The sequence below is a fragment of the Bradyrhizobium sp. LTSPM299 genome, assembly GCF_000938235.1.
GTDB lineage: Bacteria > Pseudomonadota > Alphaproteobacteria > Rhizobiales > Xanthobacteraceae > Bradyrhizobium.
In genome coordinates this window covers 75,562-97,968 of record NZ_JYMU01000048.1, presented here as the reverse complement: position 1 = coordinate 97,968, position 22,407 = coordinate 75,562, and the positions used below count along the sequence as shown (strand labels likewise).

Annotated in this window: 22 protein-coding genes and 2 pseudogenes; 11 read left to right on the top strand and 13 right to left on the bottom strand. The window is 64.5% G+C overall.

Annotated elements, in window-relative coordinates; all coding sequences use genetic code 11:
• Together UP10_RS23140 and UP10_RS23135 are read right to left on the bottom strand one after the other, a co-directional pair.
• Positions 1-311: pseudogene (locus tag UP10_RS23140) on the bottom strand (IS110 family transposase); the annotation flags it as partial.
• A 196-nt stretch (positions 312-507) separates the two neighbouring features.
• On the bottom strand, positions 508-1,266 hold the full coding sequence (locus tag UP10_RS23135; RefSeq protein ID WP_044589557.1) for an SOS response-associated peptidase: 759 nt from the start codon (positions 1,264-1,266) through the stop codon (positions 508-510).
• Positions 1,267-1,328: 62 nt separating this feature from the next.
• Between UP10_RS23135 and UP10_RS23130 the strand changes: the two genes are divergently transcribed.
• From UP10_RS23130 to UP10_RS23110, 5 genes are all read left to right on the top strand, one after another.
• Complete coding sequence (locus UP10_RS23130) at positions 1,329-1,829, top strand: hypothetical protein (protein ID WP_044589556.1); 501 nt, start codon at positions 1,329-1,331, stop codon at positions 1,827-1,829.
• Positions 1,830-1,831: 2 nt separating this feature from the next.
• Positions 1,832-2,248 (top strand): NUDIX hydrolase, encoded by a 417-nt coding sequence (locus tag UP10_RS23125; RefSeq protein ID WP_044589572.1) that lies wholly within the window; start codon positions 1,832-1,834, stop codon positions 2,246-2,248.
• Positions 2,249-2,320: 72 nt separating this feature from the next.
• On the top strand, positions 2,321-2,698 hold the full coding sequence (locus tag UP10_RS23120; protein ID WP_044540105.1) for a TIGR02301 family protein: 378 nt from the start codon (positions 2,321-2,323) through the stop codon (positions 2,696-2,698).
• Complete coding sequence (locus UP10_RS23115; protein ID WP_044589555.1) at positions 2,688-3,344, top strand: HAD family hydrolase; 657 nt, start codon at positions 2,688-2,690, stop codon at positions 3,342-3,344. The genes UP10_RS23120 and UP10_RS23115 overlap by 11 nt, the downstream gene beginning before the upstream one ends.
• Positions 3,345-3,496: 152 nt before the next feature.
• On the top strand, positions 3,497-3,763 hold the full coding sequence (locus tag UP10_RS23110) for a hypothetical protein (RefSeq protein ID WP_044540144.1): 267 nt from the start codon (positions 3,497-3,499) through the stop codon (positions 3,761-3,763).
• Between the two features lie 63 nt (positions 3,764-3,826).
• On the opposite strand, the gene UP10_RS23105 is transcribed toward UP10_RS23110, so the two are convergent.
• Positions 3,827-5,161 (bottom strand): dihydroorotase, encoded by a 1,335-nt coding sequence (locus UP10_RS23105; RefSeq protein WP_044589554.1) that lies wholly within the window; start codon positions 5,159-5,161, stop codon positions 3,827-3,829.
• A gap of 128 nt (positions 5,162-5,289) precedes the next feature.
• Here UP10_RS23105 and ygfZ point away from each other — a divergent pair, with 128 nt between their 5' ends.
• The 5 genes from ygfZ to UP10_RS23080 all read left to right on the top strand — a co-directional run bounded on the left by ygfZ (position 5,290) and on the right by UP10_RS23080 (position 10,854).
• Positions 5,290-6,171 carry a CAF17-like 4Fe-4S cluster assembly/insertion protein YgfZ gene (ygfZ, locus tag UP10_RS23100; protein WP_044589553.1) on the top strand — a complete coding sequence of 294 codons (882 nt, stop codon included), beginning with the start codon at positions 5,290-5,292 and terminating at the stop codon, positions 6,169-6,171.
• Positions 6,168-6,794: a DNA-3-methyladenine glycosylase I gene (locus UP10_RS23095; RefSeq protein WP_044589552.1), complete on the top strand. Its 627-nt coding sequence runs from the start codon at positions 6,168-6,170 to the stop codon at positions 6,792-6,794. Before ygfZ ends, UP10_RS23095 begins: the two co-directional genes overlap by 4 nt.
• Entirely contained in the window at positions 6,791-7,402 is a 612-nt protein-coding gene (locus tag UP10_RS23090) for a YfbR-like 5'-deoxynucleotidase (protein WP_044589551.1), read from the top strand. The genes UP10_RS23095 and UP10_RS23090 overlap by 4 nt, the downstream gene beginning before the upstream one ends.
• Positions 7,403-7,527: 125 nt before the next feature.
• Entirely contained in the window at positions 7,528-8,034 is a 507-nt protein-coding gene (locus UP10_RS23085; RefSeq protein WP_044589550.1) for a tyrosine phosphatase family protein, read from the top strand.
• Positions 8,035-8,160: 126 nt separating this feature from the next.
• Positions 8,161-10,854 carry a DUF2339 domain-containing protein gene (locus UP10_RS23080; protein ID WP_044589549.1) on the top strand — a complete coding sequence of 898 codons (2,694 nt, stop codon included), beginning with the start codon at positions 8,161-8,163 and terminating at the stop codon, positions 10,852-10,854.
• 30 nt (positions 10,855-10,884) lie between these two features.
• On the opposite strand, the gene UP10_RS23075 is transcribed toward UP10_RS23080, so the two are convergent.
• The 7 genes from UP10_RS23075 to UP10_RS43225 form a co-directional block, all read right to left on the bottom strand.
• Positions 10,885-11,118 carry a DUF6894 family protein gene (locus tag UP10_RS23075; protein WP_044589548.1) on the bottom strand — a complete coding sequence of 78 codons (234 nt, stop codon included), beginning with the start codon at positions 11,116-11,118 and terminating at the stop codon, positions 10,885-10,887.
• 147 nt (positions 11,119-11,265) lie between these two features.
• Positions 11,266-11,865, bottom strand: a complete 600-nt coding sequence (locus UP10_RS23070) for a hypothetical protein (RefSeq protein WP_044589547.1) — start codon at positions 11,863-11,865, stop codon at positions 11,266-11,268.
• Positions 11,866-12,051: 186 nt separating this feature from the next.
• On the bottom strand, positions 12,052-13,038 hold the full coding sequence (acuI, locus tag UP10_RS23065) for an acrylyl-CoA reductase (NADPH) (RefSeq protein WP_044589571.1): 987 nt from the start codon (positions 13,036-13,038) through the stop codon (positions 12,052-12,054).
• A gap of 45 nt (positions 13,039-13,083) precedes the next feature.
• The gene (locus UP10_RS23060) at positions 13,084-14,328 is read right to left on the bottom strand and encodes an MFS transporter (RefSeq protein WP_044589546.1); all 1,245 of its coding nucleotides are present in this window, start codon (positions 14,326-14,328) and stop codon (positions 13,084-13,086) included.
• A gap of 160 nt (positions 14,329-14,488) precedes the next feature.
• Positions 14,489-15,949 (bottom strand): cell wall hydrolase, encoded by a 1,461-nt coding sequence (locus tag UP10_RS23055; protein ID WP_044589545.1) that lies wholly within the window; start codon positions 15,947-15,949, stop codon positions 14,489-14,491.
• Positions 15,950-16,268: 319 nt separating this feature from the next.
• Positions 16,269-19,187: a pyruvate, phosphate dikinase gene (gene ppdK, locus UP10_RS23050; RefSeq protein ID WP_044589544.1), complete on the bottom strand. Its 2,919-nt coding sequence runs from the start codon at positions 19,185-19,187 to the stop codon at positions 16,269-16,271.
• Positions 19,188-19,277: 90 nt separating this feature from the next.
• The gene (locus tag UP10_RS43225; RefSeq protein ID WP_082077225.1) at positions 19,278-19,433 is read right to left on the bottom strand and encodes a DUF3096 domain-containing protein; all 156 of its coding nucleotides are present in this window, start codon (positions 19,431-19,433) and stop codon (positions 19,278-19,280) included.
• A gap of 271 nt (positions 19,434-19,704) precedes the next feature.
• On the opposite strand from UP10_RS43225, the gene UP10_RS23045 reads away from it, so the two are divergent.
• Positions 19,705-20,061 (top strand): DUF1236 domain-containing protein, encoded by a 357-nt coding sequence (locus UP10_RS23045; protein WP_082077226.1) that lies wholly within the window; start codon positions 19,705-19,707, stop codon positions 20,059-20,061.
• Between the two features lie 143 nt (positions 20,062-20,204).
• Here the strand turns inward: UP10_RS23045 and UP10_RS23040 are convergent.
• The 3 genes and pseudogenes from UP10_RS23040 to UP10_RS23030 all read right to left on the bottom strand — a co-directional run bounded on the left by UP10_RS23040 (position 20,205) and on the right by UP10_RS23030 (position 22,406).
• Positions 20,205-21,293: pseudogene (locus UP10_RS23040) on the bottom strand (hypothetical protein).
• 139 nt (positions 21,294-21,432) lie between these two features.
• Positions 21,433-21,804 carry a GFA family protein gene (locus tag UP10_RS23035; RefSeq protein ID WP_044589542.1) on the bottom strand — a complete coding sequence of 124 codons (372 nt, stop codon included), beginning with the start codon at positions 21,802-21,804 and terminating at the stop codon, positions 21,433-21,435.
• A complete protein-coding gene (locus tag UP10_RS23030; protein ID WP_044589541.1) occupies positions 21,801-22,406 on the bottom strand; it encodes a class I SAM-dependent methyltransferase in 606 nt (201 codons plus the stop codon). The genes UP10_RS23035 and UP10_RS23030 overlap by 4 nt, the downstream gene beginning before the upstream one ends.
• Position 22,407: the final 1 nt, after the last annotated feature.

Below are 22,407 nucleotides of genomic sequence, written 5' to 3'. Positions count from 1 at the left end.
GGCCGGCCCATCGCTTCACACAGCCCTTCCGCATCCCGCCCGTCGTTCTTGTTCCGCATCACGTAGGGCTTCACCAGCTGTGGGGCCATCAGCTTCACCTCATGGCCGAGCTTGCGGAGCTCCCGCGCCCAATATTGCGAAGCCCCGCAAGCCTCCATCCCGATCACGGTCGCCGGCAGTTTGCCGAAGAACTCCAACACCCGGTTGCGCGAAAGCTTCTTGCGCAGCACCGGCCGCTCCGACGCATCAACCCCATGCAGCACAAAAATATGCTTCGACGTATCCATTCCAATTCGGATAATCTCTCCCACGGACGGCTCCTTTGTCTGAGATTTGCAACAACCTCATTCTGGCACACTGATGCCGTAGGGGGCCGTCCACACCATCAACCACAGGGAGAAGTTATTGGAGCACGCTGGGGCCACAGCATCGCGGACAACAAACGGCTGTGGTTATGGGTCCCGGGTCGCGCTTCGCTTGCCCGGGACGACGGCGGGTGGATTGCGCCTAGAACAACGACCCCTGCCCGTCGTCCTCGTCGGCTACCGCCTTGCGCGGCGCCTTCTTCGGCGGTGGCGCCTCTTCGGCGGCGATCTCCTCCGCGGTCATCGGCAGCAGCAATTGCGGATCGTCATTGGCGAATTGGTTCACCCGAATCGTCACCTGATGCCAGGCGAACTCGCCGACCTCGGGGCCTTTCAGCATCGGCATGACGTCGTCGACGTCGTTGGCACGGCAGTCGAGCCAGCGCTCGAAGGCATCGGGCGCGATCGTGACGGGGACGCGGTGATGCAGCCGCGCAAGATCGGGGCTTGCCGGCGCGGTGACGATCGCCACCGTGTCCTGCTCCTCGCCGTTCGGTCCCATCCAGGTCTCGGTGAGCGCGGCAAAGGCTGTCGGGTGGCCGTCGCGGCGATGGATGAAAAACGGGCGCTTGCGGCCGCCGGCATCCTGCCATTCGTAATAGCCGTCGGCCGGGATCAGCGCGCGGCGCCGCTTGATCGCGTTCTTGAATGCGGGCTTCTCCCGCACCGTCTCGGAGCGGGCGTTGATCAGCAGCGAGAAGCCCCGGGGGTCCTTGACCCAGGACGGGATCAGGCCCCAGCGCATCAATTGAAAATGCCGGCCGCCATTTTCCAGGATCACCACCGGGATCGGCTGGGTCGGCGCAACATTATGTCGCGGCGGGAAATTGGGCTGCTCGATGTAGCCGAACATCTGCCGCAACGCCGCCGGCGGCGAGGTGATCACAAAGCGTCCGCACATATCCCGTCCAGAGTGATATCCGTTTATTCCGCTTTAACCCGGACCGTTAAAAACTGCGACAGATGACCTCAACGGCCGCCATAGCGGGCTCGTCCCCGCGACCGACGTACCCCGACGAGGCGCGGGCCGCACAGTTGCGTGCCGGCAACATCAATCCCCGCACCGGGCTCGCCACCGACTACCTCAATCACTTCAACGAAGCCATCATGCTGCTGGAGATGGTTCCGAACATGCCGGAATGCGCCAGCGATTTCCTGGAATGGAGCCCGCTGTCCTATGCGGAGCATTTCACCGCCTCCAATTTCCGGGCGCGCGATCTGGCGATCGAGGCCTATGAGATGGCGGATGCAAAAATCCGCACCGAGTTCGACCATCTCACCGACAACATGACCCGGATCCTGACCGAGGTCGGATCGGCGATGCGCCATGTGCAGCAGGACAGGAGCCGGGTGGCGCTCGCCGAACAGGCCATCGACTGGGTCAAGCCGCTGGTGATGCTGACCGCCGGCGTGATCAACGGCGCCGCCGAGGCTGATGTCGACAGCATCATGGCAGGCGCGTGACGATCTCTCCTGACCCGTCGACCCGGCCGCAGCTGGCCGTCTCCGGCGTGATCTTCCGCGACGGCAAGGTATTGCTGGTGCGCCGTGCCCGCTCGCCCGGCAAGGGCTTCTATTCGCTGCCCGGCGGCCGGGTCGAATTCGGCGAATCCCTGCACACCGCCCTGCATCGCGAGGTCGATGAGGAGACGGGCCTCCGGATCGATATTCTGGGGCTGGCCGGCTGGCGCGAGGTGCTGCCGACGGGCCCAGGGGCCGGACACTATCTGATCATGTCGTTCGCGGCGCGCTGGGCGTCCCGGGAAGTCGTGCTGAACGACGAGCATGACGATTTCAAATGGCTGGCGCCGGAGGCGATCGGCGACCTCAAGGTCACCGGCGGGCTCCATGAGGTACTCGCGGCCGCCCGGCAGCTGATCTGAGGCCGGTTGCCGGCCAGCCGCCTTGCCTCGGGCGCATTGAGGAGGCATACCACGGCCGTTCCGGAACCCCTGATGTCCAAAGCATTTCTCGCCGTTTTAATCGTGATGTCGGCATGCCTTCTGCCCCCCGCGCGGGCGCAGGACGCGGCTGCGCCGTTCGATGGCGACCTGGCAAGGCTGGCCGAGATCCTCGGCACCCTGCACTATCTGCGCGGCATCTGCGGCTCCAACGAAGGCGCCAAATGGCGCAACGAGATGCAGGCGCTGATCGACGCCGAAACCCCCTCCGGTGACCGCCGCGCCCGCATGATCGCCGGCTTCAACCGCGGCTACAACGGCTTCCAGCAGACCTACCGCACCTGCACGCCGGCTGCCGTGGTCGCGATCCGCCGCTACATCGAGGAAGGCTCGAAGATCTCGCGCGACCTGACGGCCCGCTATGCCAACTGAGCCTGCGATCTTCTTCGACCTCGACGGCACGCTGACCGACCCCAAACCGGGGATCACCGGCTCGATCCAGTATGCGCTGCGGAAGCTCGACCGCCCGGTGCCCTCACAGGACGAACTGACCTGGTGCATCGGGCCGCCGCTGCGGGCGAGCTTTGTCATGCTGCTCGGCGGCGACGAGCTCGCCGACCGCGCGATCGAGTTCTACCGCGAGCGGTTCGGCGATGTCGGGCTGTTCGAGAACGCCGTCTATCCCGATATCGAGCAGGTGCTGGCGCAGCTGCGGCGGGCACCGCGCCGGATGTTCGTGGCAACCTCCAAGCCGCACGTGTTCGCGAGACGGATCATCGCGCATTTCGGGCTATCCGGCTATTTCGACCATGTGTTCGGGTCCGAGCTCGACGGCACCCGTGTCAACAAGGCTGACTTGCTCGCCTATGCGCTCGAGCAGACCGGCGTCGATCCCGCGCAGGCATTGATGATCGGCGACCGCAGCCACGACGTGATTGGCGCGAAAAAGAACGGCATCCGCGCGGTCGGCGTCACCTACGGCTATGGCACTGCTGCGGAGCTGATCGAGGCCGGCGCGAGCCACCTCTGCGCCTCGCCGCGCGCGGTGCTCGACCATATCCACAGCTCGTTCGGCTGACGCCCGCTCGACGTCCGAATTTCCCCTTTAAATGCCCAAACGCGCGTTAACCTTTCTTAAAGATATGCCTAGCCGGTCCCCATCTGCGTGATACATCTCGCGCATCTTGCCGCGGTTCGCTCCCGGACCGCGCATACATTTTGATGGGTTTCATGCGCCACCCAGCGTCCTTTTCCCTCCCCCACGATCCGCGCCCCGATCACGAGCAGAAGCAGGCCGCGCTGACCTATCTCAACGAGGCCTGGGCGGAAGCGCGTCATGACGGCGTCGATGGCGATTGCCTGGCGCAGGCGAGCCTGTTTGCGGCGCTGGCTGAGCTCGTCACCACCTATGGCGAGGACGCGGTAGCAAAATTCGCCGAGGGACTCGGCGCGCGCGTTCGCAACGGCGAATTCTCGCTGGTGCTGGCCAGGCAGTAATCAAAGCGTTTTCGAGCGAAGTGGGCACCTGTTCGCGTGAAGAAAACGCGTCAAAACTAGAGTCTACGGCTTCAAGGTCTCGAGGAACCGCACCGGCTCGCCGGTCGATGGTGCCGTCACCTCACCTTGCCACATCACCCGCTTGCCGCGCACGAAGGTGCCGACCGGCCAGCCCTGCACGCGCACGCCGTCATAGGGCGTCCAGCCCGCACGCGACGCGATCCATTTGTTGGTGATAGTCTCGCTGCGCTTGAGATCGACGATGGTGAAGTCGGCGTCATAGCCGGCTGCGATGCGGCCCTTGCACGCGATGTTGAACAGACGGGCGGGGCCTGCGCTGGACAGGTCGACAAAGCGTTGCAGCGACAACCGGCCGGCATTGACGTGATCGAGCATCAGCGGCACCAGCGTCTGCACGCCGGTCATGCCCGAGGGCGACGCCGGATAGGTCTTGGCCTTCTCCTCGAGCGTATGCGGCGCGTGGTCGGAGCCGAGCACGTCGATAATGCCCTGCTCGATGCCGTACCAGATGCCGGCGCGGTGATCGGCCGAGCGCACCGGCGGATTCATCTGCGCGTGCGTCCCCAGCCGCTCGTAACATTCGGGCGCGGCCATCGTGAGGTGATGCGGCGTCGCCTCACAGGACGCGACGTCCTTGTGGTCGCGCAGATAGTGAATCTCTTCCTTGGTCGAGATATGCAGCACGTGGATCCGCTTGCCGGTTTCCCGCGCAAGATTGACCAGGCGTTCGGTCGCCATCAGCGCCGCGGCCTCGTCGCGCCACGCCGGGTGCGAACGCGGATCGCCCTCGACCCGCAGCGGCTTGCGCTCGTTGAGGCGGTATTCGTCCTCGGCGTGAAACGACGCACGGCGCCGGATCACCTGGAAGATCCGCCGCAGGCTCTCGTCATCCTCGACCAGCAGCGCGCCGGTGGAGGAGCCGATGAACACCTTGACGCCGGCGCAGCCCGGCGCCCGCTCGAACTCCGGAAGGTCTTGCACGTTCTCGCGGGTGCCGCCGATGAAGAAGGCAAAATCGCAATGCATGCGGTGATGGCCGCGCTTGATCTTGTCGGTAAAGGTCGCCTCCGTCACCGTCAGCGGATCGGTGTTCGGCATCTCGAACACAGCTGTGACGCCGCCCATCACGGCGCTGCGCGATCCCGTCTCCAGATCCTCCTTGTGAGTCTGGCCGGGCTCCCGGAAGTGCACCTGGGTGTCGATCACACCGGGCAGGATATGTAGCCCCTTGCAGTCAATCACCTCGCCGGCCGAGGCCTGGCCGAGGGAGCCGATCGCGGCGATACGGCCATTGGCGATACCGACATCGCGCACGCCCTCGCCGTCCTGATTGACCACGGTGCCGGATTTTAGAATGGTGTCAAAATGCTGATTCATCGGTCCTCGACGCCCGCTTTTCCGCTGTCGCGCGGGCCTTGTTCAGTGCACCCTAGCGCCTTAGCTAGGCAGGGGATATCCGCGCCGAGCGTTTCCCAAAGGAACTTGGAAAAGAGCCAATTTTGCGAATGAAAGCAGCGTTTCTTCCAGATCGGGGCGTGGTCAAGGTCTCTGGCGAGGACGCCCGTAACTTCCTCAACGGCCTCTTCACGACTGATATCGAGCAGCTGCGCCCCGGGCTTGGGCGGTTCGGCGCGCTGCTGACGCCACAGGGCAAGATCATCACCGATTTCCTGATCACCGCGGCGCCATCAGGACATGGCGGCGGCTTCCTGATCGATGCGCCGCGCGCGCTGGCCAAGGGACTTTCCGACAAGCTCGGCTTCTACAAGCTGCGCGCCAAGGTCGTGGTCGAGAACCTCTCCGACAGCCTCGGCGTCCTCGCGGCCTGGGATGGCGAGCCGGCCATGCAACCCGATCTGTCCTTCGCTGATCCGCGCAACGCTGCGCTCGGCTGGCGCATCCTGATCCCGGAAGATCTGAAGCAGAAGCTCGCCGACCTGATCGGCGCCGACCTCGTCGACAGCGACGCCTACGAGGCGCATCGCATTGCGTCCGGCGTGCCGCGCGGCGGCCTCGACTTCACGTATGGCGACGCCTTCCCGCACGAGACCAACATGGACCGCCTCAACGGCGTCGACTTCGACAAGGGCTGCTATGTCGGCCAGGAAGTGGTGTCGCGCATGCAGCACCGCGGTACCGCGCGCACCCGCACGGTGAAGATCATCCTCGACGGCCCCTCGCCCGAAGTTGGTGCGACCATCCTTGCCGGCGACAAGTCGGTTGGCACCATCGGCTCGACCGCAGGACAGAACGGTCTCGCACTGGTCCGCACCGACCGCGTCGCCGACGCGCTTGACGCAGGGCTGTCGCTGACCGCCGGCGGCCTCGGGCTTCGTCTCGCCGAGCCGGAGGTTGTCCGTCCCGCACCAAATAAGACCGTCGCATGAGCCGTTCTGCGCGAGAACATCCCGACGGCAAGACCCGCTGCCCGTGGCCGGGCGAAGATCCGTTCTACGTCGCCTATCACGACACCGAATGGGGCGTGCCGGAATATGACGACCGCGCGCTTTACGAGAAGCTGATCCTCGATGGCTTCCAGGCCGGACTCTCCTGGATCACCATCCTGCGCAAGCGGGAGAATTTCCGCAAAGCCTTCGACGATTTCCAACCCGAGAAGATTGCGCGCTACAACGCCAAGAAGGCCGACGCGCTGATGAACGATGCCGGCATCGTCCGCAATCGCGCCAAGATCGAAGGTACCATCGCAGGCGCGAAGTCCTATCTGGAGATCATGGAGAAAGGCCCCGGCTTCTCAAAATTCCTGTGGGACTTCGTCGACGGCAAGCCGAAGGTCAACCTGTTCAAGACCACCGCGAGCGTGCCGGCCTCGACGCCGGTCTCGATCAAGATATCCAAGGAGCTCGGCGCGCGCGGTTTCAAATTCGTCGGCCCGACCATCGTCTATGCCTTCATGCAGGCGACCGGCATGGTCAACGACCACCTCGTCACCTGCTTCTGTCACGCGGCATGCAGCGGCAAAGTCCGCGCGCCGCGGCTCAAGACGAAATGACTGCGCGTAAATCGACCGAATCCACCCGCGCCTGGCAGCGGATGTTGTCCGGGCGCCGGCTAGACCTGCTCGACCCGTCGCCGCTCGATATCGAGATCGTCGACATCGCGCATGGGCTGGCGCGGGTCGCGCGCTGGAACGGACAGACCAGCGGCGCGCATATCTTCTCGGTGGCGCAGCACACGCTCTTGGTCGAGGCGGTGATGCGCCAGCAGACGCCGCGTGTCGACGTCCGCGTCCGCCTTGCCGCACTGCTGCATGACGCGCCGGAATATGTCATCGGCGACATGATCTCGCCGTTCAAAGCGGTGCTCGGTGGCGATTACAAGGTGGTGGAGAAGCGGCTGCTGTCGGCGATCCATATCCGCTTCGGCCTGCCGCCCGTGCTGGCGGACGAGATCACCCAGCAGATCAAGGCCGCCGATCGCGGCGCCGCCTATCTCGAAGCGACGCACCTTGCGGGCTTTTCGGGTACCGAAGCCAAGCGGCTGTTCGGCCGCGATCCCGGATTGCCCGAATCGACCGTGCGCGACTATCTGATGCCGTGGACGGCGGCCAGGGCCGAAAAGCAGCTCCTTGAGCGGTTCACGGCAGTGCATTTGCCGTAGGATGGGCAAAGCGAAAGCGTGCCCATCACAACGAACACGACGCGGATGGTGGGCACGGCGCAAGCGCGCCTTTGCCCACCCAACCATACCCGTTATAATCCGGTCACTCGACCCCAGGGACCATCATGCTCCACGTCTGTTCGCTTGCCGCGCTTCCCGATACCGTCAGAGCCACCGGCGCCAGCCACATTCTCACCGTGATGGCGAACGTCGCGCAGGTCCAACGACCGCAATCCGTGCTCGAAGCCAATCATCTGCGCGTGCAGATGGATGACATCACGGAGGCGATGGACGGCTTTGTGGCACCGACCGAAGCGCATGTCGAAAAGGTGCTGACGTTTGTGCGAGGCTGGGACCGCCGCGCGCCGATGGTGATCCATTGCTATGCCGGCATCAGCCGTTCGACCGCGAGCGCCTTCACGGCGGTCTGTGCGCTTAATCCGCATCGCGATGAAATGGCGATCGCCCGGCTGATCCGCGAGGCGTCACCGATCGCGGCACCCAACCGGTTGATCGTCAGCCTCGCCGACAAGGCGCTGGGACGCGACGGCCGGATGCTGCGCGCGCTCGATGCGATGGGGCCAGGAAGCATGACCGTCGAGGGGCGCCCGTTCCGCCTCGATCTGGAATAGCACGAACGTGCCACCTCCAACCGCTTGAACTTCCCGCCTCCAAGAGTGCACAAAGAAGGGTGCACATCATAGATTGCGACGGGCGGCCGACTGGCCGAAGGTCCGGCGCGCTTTGCCGGAGTCCCAATGCTCGATTTCCTCACGCTGGCCGTCGCCATCATCGCGATCATTGTCGCGCGCAAGGCGCAGACCCAGATTTCGGCGCTGCAGAGCCGGTTGGACGCGATTGAGGCCACCGCTGGCGCCGCACGGGCCGTCACACCGCCCTCGCCGACGCCGCTGCAGGAGTTCGGACAGACGCTGCCGGCCACGCCTCCAGCCATGCAGGCACCACCACCGCTCCCCGAGACGATCTCCGCTCCGCCGGAGATGCCTGCACAGGTGGCTGCGAGCGCTCCGAGCGCGACGCCCCCACCCCCGCCGAAGCCGGCGCCGGGCTTTGAGGAGACCATCGGCACGCGCTGGGTGGTATGGATCGGCGGCCTGACGCTCGCGCTCGGCGGCTTCTTCATGGTGCGCTACTCGATCGAGGCCGGCCTGCTCGGCCCCGGCGTGCGCACGATGCTCAGTGGCCTGTTCGCGCTGGCGCTGCTTGCCGCCGGCGAATGGACGCGGCGCAAGGAGAGCATCTCGACCATCACGGCACTCCCGATCGCCAACATTCCGGCGATCCTCACCGCTGCCGGCACCGCAGTGGCATTCGCCACCGTCTACGCCGCCTATGCGCTGTACGATTTCCTCGCGCCGGCAACCGCCTTCATCCTGCTCGGCCTGGTCGCGCTCGGCACGCTTGCGGCCGCGCTGCTGCACGGACCGGCGCTGGCCGGACTTGGCATCGTCGGCGCCTTCGTCACGCCGATCCTGGTGTCTTCAGACAAGCCCGACTTCTGGTCGCTCTATATCTATCTCGCGATCGTCACCGCGGCGTCGTTCGGGCTCGCGCGCATCCGGCTGTGGCGCTGGCTTGCGGTCACGACGATCGCATTCGCGCTGCTGTGGACCTTCCCCTGCCTGCAATGCGTGCCGGAGATGGTCGCGCCGCACGCCTTCCATGTGATCGCGGGCTTCGTGCTTGCGGCGCTGCTGGTGGTCTGCGGCTTCATGTTCGGCCCGGCGGCCGATGGCGAAGAGATCGAGCCGATCTCGTCCGGCTCGCTCGCGGCCTATCTGTTCGGCGCTGTCATGATCGTGCTGAACAGCGCCCACGCCGACACTGCAATGATCACCTTCGCGCTGCTGGTAGCCGCCGCGCTCGTTGTCGCGTGGCGTGCGCCTGCCGCCGCAGGTGCGGTCGGCGCCGCCTCGGTCTTCGTCTTCATCGTGTTCGGCGAGTGGGCGGTCCGACGCAATGTCGACATGCTGGTGCTGCCGGGCAGCGCGATCCCGGGCATCGGTCCGTCCGCGACCGATGGTTCAGTCTCGCTGCATCTCGCGACCGCGGCCATCTTCGCGGCGGCGTTCGGTATCGGCGGCTTCCTCGCGCAGCTGCGCTTCGCCACCACGAAGATCACGGTGACCTGGGCCGCGGCAGCGGTCTTCACGCCGGTCGCGCTGCTGGTCGCTCTTTATGCGCGCATTGCGCATCTGGATCGTTCGATCCCGTTCGCGGTCCTCGCCGTGCTGCTCGCTGCGGCCTATGCGGCCGCGACTGAAGCGCTGAGCCGACGCGGTGAGCGGCCGGAGCTGTCTCCCTCGATCGCGCTGTTCGCCACCGGCACGCTCGCCTCGCTTGCCCTCGCGTTCACCTTCGCGCTCGACAAGGGCTGGCTCACCATCGCGCTGGCGCTGGTGTCGCTGGGAACGGCGTGGCTCTCGGTGCAGCGACCGATCCCGTTCCTGCGCTGGCTCGCCGCCATCCTCGCCGGCATCGTGGTGCTGCGCATCGGTTACGAACCGCGGATCGCCGGTGACGCCGTCGGCACCACGCCGATCTTCAACTGGCTGTTGTGGGGCTATGGCGTACCCGCACTGTCATTCTGGGCGGGAAGCCAGTTCCTCCGTCGCAACGGCGACGATGTGCCGTTGCGCATGGTCGAGTCGGCGGCGATCCTGTTCACGGTGTTGCTCGCCTTCATGGAGATCCGCCACGCTGTCAACGGCGGCGACGTCTATCACGATACCGCGGGGCTGACCGAGGTCGCGTTGCAGGTCTGTGTGACGCTTGCGATGGCGATCGGGCTGGAACGGCTGCAGCTGCGCAGCGGCAGTATCGTCCACAATATCGGGGCGATCCTGCTGACCGGTTTCGCCGGACTTGGCTGCGTATTCGGGCTGCTGGGACTGGAGAACCCGATGCTGTGGCCGGAGAATGTCGGTGGCAGCTTCATCAATCTGCTGCTGCTCGGCTATGCCCTGCCCGCCGTGCTGGCGCTGCTGCTGTCCTACGCGGTGGCCGGCCATCGTCCCGCCGGCTACGCCAACACGATCGCGGCCGGCGCACTGATCCTCGCACTCGCCTATGTGAGCTTTGAGATCCGCAGGCTCTATCACGGACCGGTGCTGACATCAGGCGCGACCACCGACGCCGAGCAATACACCTACTCGATCGCCTGGCTGATGTTCGGCGTGGCGCTGCTCGGCATCGGTATCCTGGTCAACTCGCAGCGCGCGCGGCTCGCCTCCGCCGCGGTGATCGGCCTGACGATCGCCAAGGCGTTCCTGATCGATATGTCGACGCTGACCGGTGTCTACCGCGCGCTGTCGTTCATGTGTCTCGGCATCGTGCTGGTCGCGATCGGCTGGCTCTACCAGCGGATCCTGTTCCGCCGGCAGGCCGCGCCGTCGGCGCCGCCCCCGCCTGTCCCGCAAGCGGGGGGATAGCGATCAGGGTGACGAATACGGAGGCGGATCTCAGTCGATCGATTCCGCGACGAGGCGAATCCTGAACACCGGCTTCCTGCCCTCATCGAGCAGTTCCATATGCCATTCGCTGTCTTGCTTGAGATTGCGCGAGATACTGCCGAGGAAGTTGCTGCACACTTTCGTCATCTCGGCCCAGGCCACCTCGCGGCTCTCGAACTCCGTCGCCTGATCGGACGCGCCGGCGTAATCACCATGACTGATCCGAAAAAAATAATTCGCCATAAGTCTACTCAAATGCAGGGGGCCAACGCCCGCCTCGTCCGCAGACGTTGAACATTGAGTAGCTACCAACGCATGAAGGCCGCCATCCGTATGACTACGGCTTGGCGGCCAATATTGATTGCGGTGCGGAAACGAGAACCTGCGGTGTCAGTCGGTCGAGCGGCGCAATTCCGGCGCGCTCTCGGTCTTGGCCGGCTCGGACTTGGTCTCGGATTTGACCGGCTCGAGCTTGTTGCTCTCGACGCGTGGCGTTTCGACGCGTGCCGTCACTTCGGTGCGCGATGCGTCGGCCGAACGGGTCTGCTCGGGCGCACGAAGCGAGCGCGGCCGTGCCACTGCGCGCGCCATCAGCATCTGCTGGCCGCCCTGGTGATGGAATTCGCAATAGGCGAAGCCCATGCCGGAGACCGAACCGCGGAACGAAACTTCGTCGTGCTTTTCGAGATTGAAGCACGGCTCGAACGGCACGCCCTTCAGCGAGGCGCAAACGCTCTGGCCGCGGACCTGCAGCGTGTTGCCGGGCAGGCGGACGTGGCGGATCGGACCCGAGCCGGAGAACTGGATGGAGCCGGTGGCGCCCATATCCTCGTTGATGCGACCGGCACCGCGGGTGCCATCGAAACAGGTGAAGGCGAACACCTTGCCGGCGACGAATTTGCGGGCCTCGTCGGCGTTCATCATGCCAGCGAATGCCGGCACGACCATTGCTCCGGCCGTGACGGCCCCCAACACCAAACGCGCAAGCATGCAACTACTCCAACTTACGAGCGCGGGCCCCCGCTCCTTGTTTGAGCACGACTCCTGCGAGAACGCTTTCGGCGTCTGCACCGGGGAAACCAGCCCCCGGATCATGCTGCAAGTCTCTTTACCCGCTGCTTACCATACCAACCGTGGCAACATTGGAGCAGCTTGGTTGGTAAAGTCTGAACGTCCTCAGACTATTTTTACCACGATCCGGCCACGGACCTCGCCGCCGAGGATTTTCGGGCCATAGGCGACGACGTCATCGAGCGAAATTTCGTGAGTAATATCAGCGAGTTTTGCCTTGTCCAGATCGCCGGCAAGGCGCTGCCAGGCGGTTCTCCGCCGCTCGATCGGGCACATCACCGAGTCGATGCCGAGAAGGCACACTCCCCGCAAAATGAAGGGCCCGACCGACGACGGCAGGTCCATACCGGCCGCCAGACCGCAGGCCGCGATGGCGCCGCCATAGCGGGTCATGGAGAGCAAATTCGCCAGCGTGTTGGATCCGACGCTGTCGACGCCGCCGGCCCAGCGCTCCTTCGCAAGCGGCTTTGCGGGGCCTGACAGTTCGGCGCGGTCGATCACCTCTGATGCACCGAGCCCTTTCAAATAGTCGGCCTCCGACGTCCGCCCGGTCGAGGCGATGACCTGGTAGCCGAGCTTCGAGAGTATTGCGATCGCGACCGAGCCGACGCCGCCGGCGGATCCCGTCACCACAACCGGGCCGCTCTTCGGGGTCAGGCCATGTTTCTCCAGCGCCAGCACCGAGAGCATCGCGGTGTAGCCGGCAGTACCGATCGCCATCGCGTCGCGCGCCGAGATACCGTCAGGCAGCCGCACCAGCCAATCGCCTTTGACGCGGGCCTTTTCGGCATAGGCGCCAAGATGGGTTTCGCCCATGCCCCAGCCGTTGCAGACGACCTTGTCCCCTGCCTTCCAGTCGGGATGGCTGGATTGCTCGACGGTGCCGGCGAAGTCGATGCCGGCGATCATCGGGAACCGGCGGACCACCGGCGCCTTGCCGGTCAGCGCCAGCCCGTCCTTGTAGTTCAGCGTCGACCACTCGACCCGCACCGTGACGTCGCCGTCCATCAGCTCGGATTCGTCGAATTGGGTGAGCGCAACGGTGGTACCCTTGTCCGCCTTGTCGATCCTGATCGCCTTGAACGTTGCCACGATGTGCACTCCCGGAAATTCTGGTTTCGGGGGATGTTTAACCCATCAGGCAGGCTGCGCAACCGGGCGTGCGACCGGTGCTTCGACGATCGGCAGGTTGATCAGTGCCGACAGCACGCCGAACACCACCGAGAGCCACCAGATCGGCGTGTAGGAACCGAACTTCTCGAACACGATGCCTCCGAGCCAGACGCCGAGGAAGCCGCCGACCTGATGGCTGACGAAAGCGAAGCCGTACAGCGTCGCAAACCAGCGCGTGCCGAACATCAACGCCACCAGCGCCGAGGTCGGCGGTACCGTGGAGAGCCAGGTCAGGCCGGAGATCGCACCGAACGCGATCGCCGAGAAGGTCGTGATCGGGAACGAGATGAACGCGATGATCGACAGCGCGCGGGTGAAGTAGATCGCCGAGAGGATGTAGCGCTTCGGGAACACATTCTGCAGCCAGCCGACGCTGAGCGAGCCGATGATGTTGAACAGGCCGATCGCCGCGATCACCCAGCCGCCGCTCGACGCCGGAATGCCACGATCGGCGAGATAGGCCGGCAGATGCACCGTGATGAAGGCGAGCTGAAAGCCGCAGGTGAAGAAGCCGAGCACCAGCAATACGTAGGAGCGGTGGCCAAAGGCTTCCGCAAGCGCAGTCTTGAACGATTGCTGATCGGCAGACGGGACTTTGCTGGTCTCGACCGGCGGCGTCGAAAGTGCAAGCGACAGCGGCAGGATCAGAAGCATCAGCACGGCGAACACGACAAGCGCGGTCTGCCAGCCGAAATTGTCGATCATCGCGACGCCAAACGGCGCGAACAGGAATTGGCCGAACGAGCCGGCGGCGGTGCCCGCCCCGAGCGCGAGGCCGCGCCGCTCCGGCGGCAGCAGCTTGCTGAACGCCGACAGCACCAGGTTGAACGACGAGCCCGACAGGCCGAAGCCGATCAGCACGCCGGCGCCGATATTGAGCGACAGCGGCGTTGCCGAATAGCGCATCAACAGCAGGCCCGCGGCGTAGAGCAGCGCGCCGACCACCATCACGCGAAGAAGACCAAATCGGTCGGCAATCGCGCCGGCGATCGGCTGGCCGAGACCCCACAGCAGGTTCTGGAACGCCAAAGCGAGACCGAACACGTCGCGGCCCCAGGCGAATTCACGGCTCATCGGCTGTACGAAGAAACCGAGGCTGGACCGTGGGCCGAAGCTCAGCATCGCGATCGCACAACCGCAGACGATGATCACGAGCGGCGTGCGCCACGTGCCGAAGGTCGGACGAAGGTCCCCGGTGGTTCCGGCCATCTGATCATTCCCCCCGCAATGGCAAGCGCAGGGCAAACGCCTGCGCAACATTACAGGGAGTTAATGCAACTGCATGAAAATCCCAAGGGGCGCTGAGAAGAATTTTCGCCTGCAGGGCAGCTCTGCAGAACGAGGGAACCGGCAGGCGGGCGACGCGCAGCTAGCGTTTCGCGCTGACCTGCTCGGCCGAGCTTTGCGCGGCTTCGGCGAGCTGGGCCGAAATCGCGGCGGTTTCAGCCGGGTTGCCCCAGCTCGGCGCGTCGCTGCCATCACCCCAGGCGCGCGGACGATAGAAGGTATGGACGCCGAACTTGTACATCTTCTTCATTTCGCTGACCCAAGACGGCCGCACCCAATAGGCGTGATAGTGGGTCGAACGGTCGACTTCCGGCAGCCACAATTTACCGTCGAGCATCGCCTTCGCGATCTTCCTGGCGCGGTCCCACATGTCGGGCTCGCGGATGACGTCGGGCGTGTTGTCGCATGCGAAGGTAAATTGACAGGCGTAATGACGGTTCTTGTTCTGATAGACCACGCCGCACACGGTCTCCGGATATTTGCCGGAGAAGGCGCGGTTCAGCACCACTTGCGCGACTGCGATCTGGCCGCGCACCGCCTCGCCGCGAGCCTCGAAATAGACCGCTTCGGCCAGGCATTTTTCCGACTTGGCGCGCGACTTCTCGTCGAGCAGGCCGAGCCGCTCGGCCGGAGTCTTGGTGCGCTGGTTGTCGGCATTGACCTCGCCCTTTGGCGCAATGCTCTCGCCCATCTCGCCAGCCTTGACCGGGCCGTCGGCATCGACCGGCAGCGAGGCCATCACCTTCATGTCGGGATCCGGCACCGCCGCCGGCGCAACAATGGTCGGCGCCTCGCCCGGCTGCCAGCGCTCCATACTCACGGGCGAGCCGAGCGACGAACCGAAGAACAGGCTCGATGTCTGGAACGAGAACGCGTCGTGTGGCGGCGTGGCGTGGGTGATGGATGCCGGCGCTGCTGGCGCAACCTTCAGATCATCGAGCGGGTCGGCCTCGAGTGACATCGACACATCGTACTGCGGCAGCGACGCCGAATATTGCGGCAATGGCGGCGCGCGCAGCGCCTCCTGCAATTCGGGATCGAGCGGCGCGCTGTCGGCAGTCTTCATGCCCCTGACGGACGAATTGGAGGTTGCGGGATCTTCGTTCGACGGCGCGGCGTTTGCAGGCACGGCGGGCTCCGTCGCGTCGGGCTTTGCGACGACGAGACGATCGCCCTTCGACGTGCGGTCAACCTTGGGGAAATCCGAGGCCTGGTAACGCGGCGGCGGCGCCGCGATCGGATTGCGCGTCACGGCCCCCGTGATATCGATGCCCTGATTGTCGAGGCTTGCAAGACGATAGGTTGCGGTCTCCGGCAACGACGTTCCGATCGGATGGCCGAAGCTATAGGTCGCGACCTGGATGGAACCGACCGCGGACGCGAACACACGCTTCTGCCAGCGCTCCGCGACGCCCGGCTGGCGGGCCAGCAGTGAGGCGATATCCTGATATCCGATTTCGGTCGGCATCAACGCGAAGATGCTGAGACCTAAACCGAAGAGCGCAAGCCGTGCGCTCTTCGGCTGGTTACGCAACACAAACATCGTACGCTCACGCAACGCTTACTGAATGCAGTCGAATGCGGTCCATCCGCGCAATTCGACCTTTTTTGTTGCTAACGCGTTTAGGTTGCCGCGGGGTTAATCGGCGTTGCACGCCCGCCACAGGCAAGCGATCGCGGTCTTTCTGCGCGTTGCATCAAATGTGTTGGTAAATGCGCGGACGACGGGAGTGGTAAATATCCGGTCAACGAAGGTGATGAAGAAAGTGTTGCGCGATCGCGCGGCGCAACCGATATGCGTGGCGGAAGCAAAAATGGCCGGGACATTGTCCCGGCCATTTTCGTTAAAGATTGCGCGTCACTTACGCCTGGCTTGCGACCGCCTTGCCGAGCGCAGCTTGCGCCGCCGCGAGGCGTGCGATCGGCACGCGATACGGTGAGCAGGAGACGTAGTCGAGCCCGACCTCGTGGCAGAACGCCACCGACGCCGGATCGCCGCCGTGCTCGCCGCAGATGCCGACCTTGAGGTTCGGCCGCGTCTTGCGTCCGCGCGTGACGCCGATCTTCACGAGCTCGCCGACGCCGTCGCGGTCGACCGAGATGAACGGATCGATCGCGAGGATGCCCTTGGCCACATAAGTACCGAGGAAGCTCGCCGCGTCGTCACGGCTGATACCGTAAGTGGTTTGCGTCAAATCGTTCGTGCCGAACGAGAAGAACTCCGCGGTCTCCGCAATCTCGCCGGCCAACAGGCAGGCGCGCGGCAGCTCGATCATGGTGCCGACCTGATAGCTCAGCTTGGCGCCGGTCTCCTTCATCACCGCCTTGGCGGTCGCATCGATCCGGGCCTTGACCAGGTCGAACTCGGCCTTGGTCGCGATCAGCGGCACCATCACCTCGAGGCCGACGGCCTTGCCGGTGCGCTTGCCGGCTTCGACCGCGGCTTCAAAGATCGCGCGCGACTGCATTTCGGCGATTTCAGGATAGGCGATCGCCAGCCGACAACCGCGGAAGCCGAGCATCGGGTTGAACTCGGACAGCTCGCGAGCGCGATCGGCGAGCTTGCGCGGATCGGTGTTCATCGCGCGCGCCACTTCCTCGATTTCCGCCTGGGTGTGCGGCAGGAACTCGTGCAGCGGCGGATCGAGCAAACGGATCGTGACCGGCAGCCCCTTCATGATCTCGAACAGCTCGACGAAGTCGGCACGCTGCATCGGTAGCAGCTTGGACAACGCGGAGCGACGCGACTGCTCGTCCTCGGAGAGGATCATCTCGCGCACGGTGCGGATGCGGGTCTCCTCGAAGAACATGTGCTCGGTGCGGCAGAGGCCGATGCCTTCGGCGCCGAACTTGACCGCGGTGCGCGCATCATCGGGCGTGTCGCCGTTGACGCGAACGCCGAGCTTGCGGACTTGATCGGCCCAGCCCATCAGCGTGCCGAACTCGCCGGACAATTCCGGCTCGATCATCGGCATGCGGCCGGCCAGCACCTGCCCGACCGAACCGTCGATCGTGATGACGTCGCCGGTCTTGAAGGTACGCGAACCGATGCTCATGGTGCCGCGGCCGTAGTCGACGCGAACGGTGCCGCAGCCGGAGACGCAGGGCTTGCCCATGCCGCGCGCGACCACCGCCGCATGCGAGGTCATGCCGCCGCGCGTGGTCAGAATGCCTTCGGCGGCGTGCATGCCGTGAATGTCTTCCGGACTGGTCTCGATGCGGACCAGAATCACCTTGCGTCCGTCGGCCTGCAACTTGGCGGCTTCGTCCGACGAGAACACGATCTCGCCCGAGGCGGCGCCGGGCGATGCCGGCAGGCCGGTCGCGATCACGTCGCGTTTTGCGCCCGGATCGATGGTCGGATGCAGCAGTTGATCCAGCGACGCCGGATCGATCCGCATTACCGCATCATTCTTGGAGATCAGACCTTCATTGGCGAGTTCGACCGCGATGCGCAACGCCGCCTTCGCGGTGCGCTTGCCGCCGCGGGTCTGCAGCATCCACAGCTTGCCCTGCTCGACCGTGAACTCCATGTCCTGCATGTCGCGGTAGTGCTTCTCGAGCAGCGTGTAGATCCGCGTCAGCTCGTTGAACGCCTCGGGCATCGCAGCTTCCATCGACAGCTTGTCGGAGCCACTATCCTTGCGCGCCTCTTCGGTAATGTCCTGCGGCGTGCGGATGCCGGCAACGACGTCCTCGCCCTGCGCGTTGATCAGGAACTCGCCGTAGAGCTTGCTCTCGCCGGTCGAGGGATTGCGCGTGAACGCAACGCCGGTCGCCGAGGTCTCGCCCATGTTGCCGAACACCATCGCCTGCACGTTGACGGCGGTGCCCCAGGATTCCGGAATGTCGTGCAGCCTGCGGTAGGTCACCGCGCGCGCGTTCATCCAGGATGAAAACACCGCGCCAATCGCGCCCCACAACTGGTCGTGCGGATCCTGCGGGAAGTCGTGGCCGGTCTCCTTCGCGACCGCTTCCTTGTACTTGCCGACCAGCTCGACCCAATCGTCGCCGGTCAAATCGGTATCGAGCGTATAGCCCTGGCCGTCCTTGAAGGTGTCGAGGATGTCCTCGAAGTGATGATGCTCGAAGCCGAGCACCACGTCCGAATACATCGTGATGAAGCGGCGATAACTGTCAAAGGCGAAGCGGCGGTCGCCGGAGAGTTCGGCGAGCGCTTCGACCGTCCGGTCGTTGAGGCCAAGGTTGAGCACGGTGTCCATCATGCCCGGCATCGAGGCGCGCCCGCCGGAACGCACCGAGACCAGCAGCGGGTTCTTGGCATCGCCGAACGACTTGCCGGCCAGCTTGCCGACATAGTCGAGCGCCTTCTCAACCTGCGCCTTCAATTCCTTCGGATAGGTCTTGTCGTGCTCGTAGAAATAGGTGCAGACCGAGGTCGGGATGGTGAAGCCGGGAGGCACCGGCAGACCGAGATTGGCCATCTCCGCGAGGTTGGCGCCCTTGCCGCCGAGCAGATCGCGCAAGCCAGCCTGGCCCTCAGCTTTACCGTCGCCGAACGTATAGACCCACTTGCCTGCCTTGATTGCTGCAGGCGCAGCCTTGGTTACTGCAGGCGCAGCCTTGGCGACCGGTGCCTTCGCGACGGGCTTCGCAACCGGCTTGGCGGGCTTCGGCGCGGCCTTGGGAGCACTCTTCTTCAGCGCCTTGCGGGCCGGCGGCGCAGCCTTGCGGGCTGACGCAGAGGCCTTTGATTTCGCTGCCATTTTCTGGGGACTTTTCTCGACAGTTTTCTTGGACTTCGCGACGGCTTTGGCCATGTCAGACAACAATCCGTAAAGAGGGGTCGAAGATGCGCGCTTACACCATTTTGAGGGGTCCCGCGCAAGCCGCGAAACCCCGCTTTCCCGCTACATGTGCAGCCACCGCAACAAGCCCATTCCGACCAATCCGATGAAGATCAGATAGATCGCGACGATGAAATTGAGCAGCCGCGGCATGACCAGGATCAGGATGCCTGCGATCAGGGCAACGATAGCGGGCACATGCGCAGCGGTGATGACCATTTGAAATTTCTCCGGCTGTTTTCAGGACGTTCGACAGGACATTCGAATCGAGGGCGGCAGTTTATCCGCCGAGGAAGTTCCGACATCAAGACGCGTGTCGCGCCAACAGGTTCCCTCGCTCACGAAATTTGCACGAAATTGCCGCGTATGTGGCGATGATTTTTCCGGAACGTTGCCAGATCGGATGAATTGGCTCGGCATGCGTGCTGGCGAATGCCGGCGTCTTCCAGTGTGAAGGAAGTCTTGCAGTGTGAAGAAAATGGAGCAAGCCATGCGAAACAGAATCCTTGCCGTCGCAGCGGTTGCCGCCGCTATCACTATGCCCGCCATTGCCGCACAGGCGCAAACGGTCGGCGTCGCGCGCGGCGGTCCGGTCGTGGTTGACGAGAGCGAAGGCATCACGGTCGAGCAGCGTCCGGCGTTCCGCGAATACATCGTGCGCGAGCGCGTGCCCACCTACACCATTCCGGATCGCGTCGTTGTCGGCAACGTGCTGCCGGAGGCCGGTGTAATGACCTACGACGTGCCGCAGCGGTTCGGCGCGACGCCTTATCGCTACACCGTTGTGAACGGCGCGACCGTGCTGGTCGAGCCGCGCTCGCGTCGGATTGTTCAGGTGGTCGAATAGCCCCGCGATCACTTGAACGATGAGTCCGGGCGCCGCGGAAGCGAAGATGCGCGAAGATCGACCGGACCAGAAAGCCCCGCCCGGCATCCCCTCCGGGCGGGGCTTTTCTATTCTACGGCGAAGGATTTTGCGCCCACGCCAGCTTACGATTTGAGGATCGAGAGCAGCGTCGAGGTCGACTTGTAGCTCTTGAATAGCGGCGTCCTGGAAATCCGGTGTCCAGTTGGTTGCCTGCCGTTCTTCCGTGCTCATCGAATTGTACTGCTTGAGGATGCCGAGGCTGAACTGGCGCGGATCGCCGGCGGACTGGCTCTGCTTCAGCGCGTCGAGCACCGACAGGCGCGTCCGCGTATTGAGTTCCTGCTTGGCCGCATAGATCTCCTCGCCGGAGAACTTCCTGTCCTGGTTCAGCGAGATCGCCGAGAGCGACCGGTTGTCGAGCGAGGACAGATCGGCGAGCTGCCCGGTCTTGCGCCCGGAATCGTAGACCAGTTCCTTGCCGTTGCTCGTGGCTTCGCTCTTCTGCCGGTCGAGGAAGGCGCGCACGTCGCTCGCCACGCTGCTGAAGTCGCGGGTGCTGCCTGTCGTGGAGCTCGTTGTGCCCGTCAACGCGGGTGCGATCGGATCGCCCGAAATGCCCGACGGCGCCTTGGTCGGATCCTGCTGCGTCGCCTGAGTGCCTTTGAGCACCGCGGCACGCTGGTTGGCCAGGTCGCGGTCGCTTTCTCTTGGTCGCTCGCGCCATCGAGATAGTCGAGCGCCGCCTTGTAGCTGACGCTGTAGTCCCCGGTCAGGCGCGTGGTCGCAAGCGATGGCGCCAGCGCCGTATCGAAGCGCTGCTTCAATGCGCCCGCCGCGACCGCCTGCTCGTCGGGCGTAAACTTGCCGCCATTGTTGGTCGAGATCGCAAACAGCGAGCGGCGGTCCAATGTCGAGAGGTCGATGGCGGTCTTGCCATCGACGATCGGTGCCTTGACGCCGGCCGCGGTGTAGAGCCGATCGAGCGTGGTGCGGGCATCGCCCGTAACAGTCGCGAAGTCGGGCAGCGGCGCCTTGGCGAGCCGGGCACGGGCGGCATCGGACAGTGTCCGATTGGTCGCCGCGCTGGATGCCGAGAGATCGCCGGCGGTGCCGTCGCCCAGCGTCGCGGCCAGCGAGGGTGTCGCCGCGGCACGGGCATAGGCCGAGCCGTACTGGGCGTAAGGATTGAGCGCGGTGCCGATGGACGTCATCGGAGTGGTCCCTGCATTTGCGCGAGGCACGATCTCTTAAGAAATCGTTGATCTGGCGGGACCGTCGCAGGACATGGTTAACAAATTGCAAATTGTTTCCAAATATTTCCAAAATGATATAATTCTTAGAACGGGCCTTTCATTTGTCCACGACCCAGGCGTGGCGGCGTTGCGTGAAGACCGATTGCGAGGGGGCCGGAAAACCGGGGTCCGCGAAAGCGCCGACCGCAACGGCGACGAGGTCGGGCGCGCGACCAGGCTCCCAATAGACCGACGATCCGCAAGTCGGGCAGAAATGAAACACCACCGCAGACCCGCTGTCGCCGATGCGCGTGTACTGCCGTGCCTCGCCCTGCGGCTCCACATCGGCGCGGCCAAAGAAGGCGGCGATACCGTAGGTGCTCCCGGTTCGCTTTTGACACTCCAGACAATGGCACAGCGCAATCTTCGCCGGCTCCTGGTGGCAGGTCACCGAGAGCTGCCCGCAGGCGCATGTCGCAACCCTTGTCATGCCAGCCTCCCGCCGCTCTTGCGTGCCACCAGCCGGTGAACCGTCTTGCCGGAGGACACGCTGACCAATTCCTCATCAAGCAACAACGTCGCCGCCGTGAGTTCAGCCCGCACCTGCGTCGCATCGAAGGCCGCATAGAGCCGGCCGTGCGCATCGCGCAGATCGGCACCCTCGATGACGCGCCAGCTCAGATAGAAGACGCCGCCGGGCTTCACGATATCAAACATGCGGCGAACCGCCGGCGCGATCAGCGCGTGATCGAGATGCATGATCACGGTCTCGCACAGCACATTGTCGAAGCTGTTGGACGCGATGCCGCGGAGCTCCGGCAGCTCCGCATGAGTGAAGCGGGCTTGCGGATAGCGCGAACGGGCCTCCGTGAGCAGGCCCTCGGAAGCATCAAAACCTTCGGCCGGATAGCCGTTGGCGTTCAGCCACGCCACCTCGCGGCCGCTGCCGCAGCCGATATCGGCGGTGGCGCCGCCCTTGATGAAGAAACGCGTGACGATCTCTTGCAAGTCGACCGGCGTCGGCTGGTCGTGCCAGTCCTGCGCAAACGCCGCCGCCTCCTTGTCGTAAGCGGCGAGCGTTGCGCGGTCCATC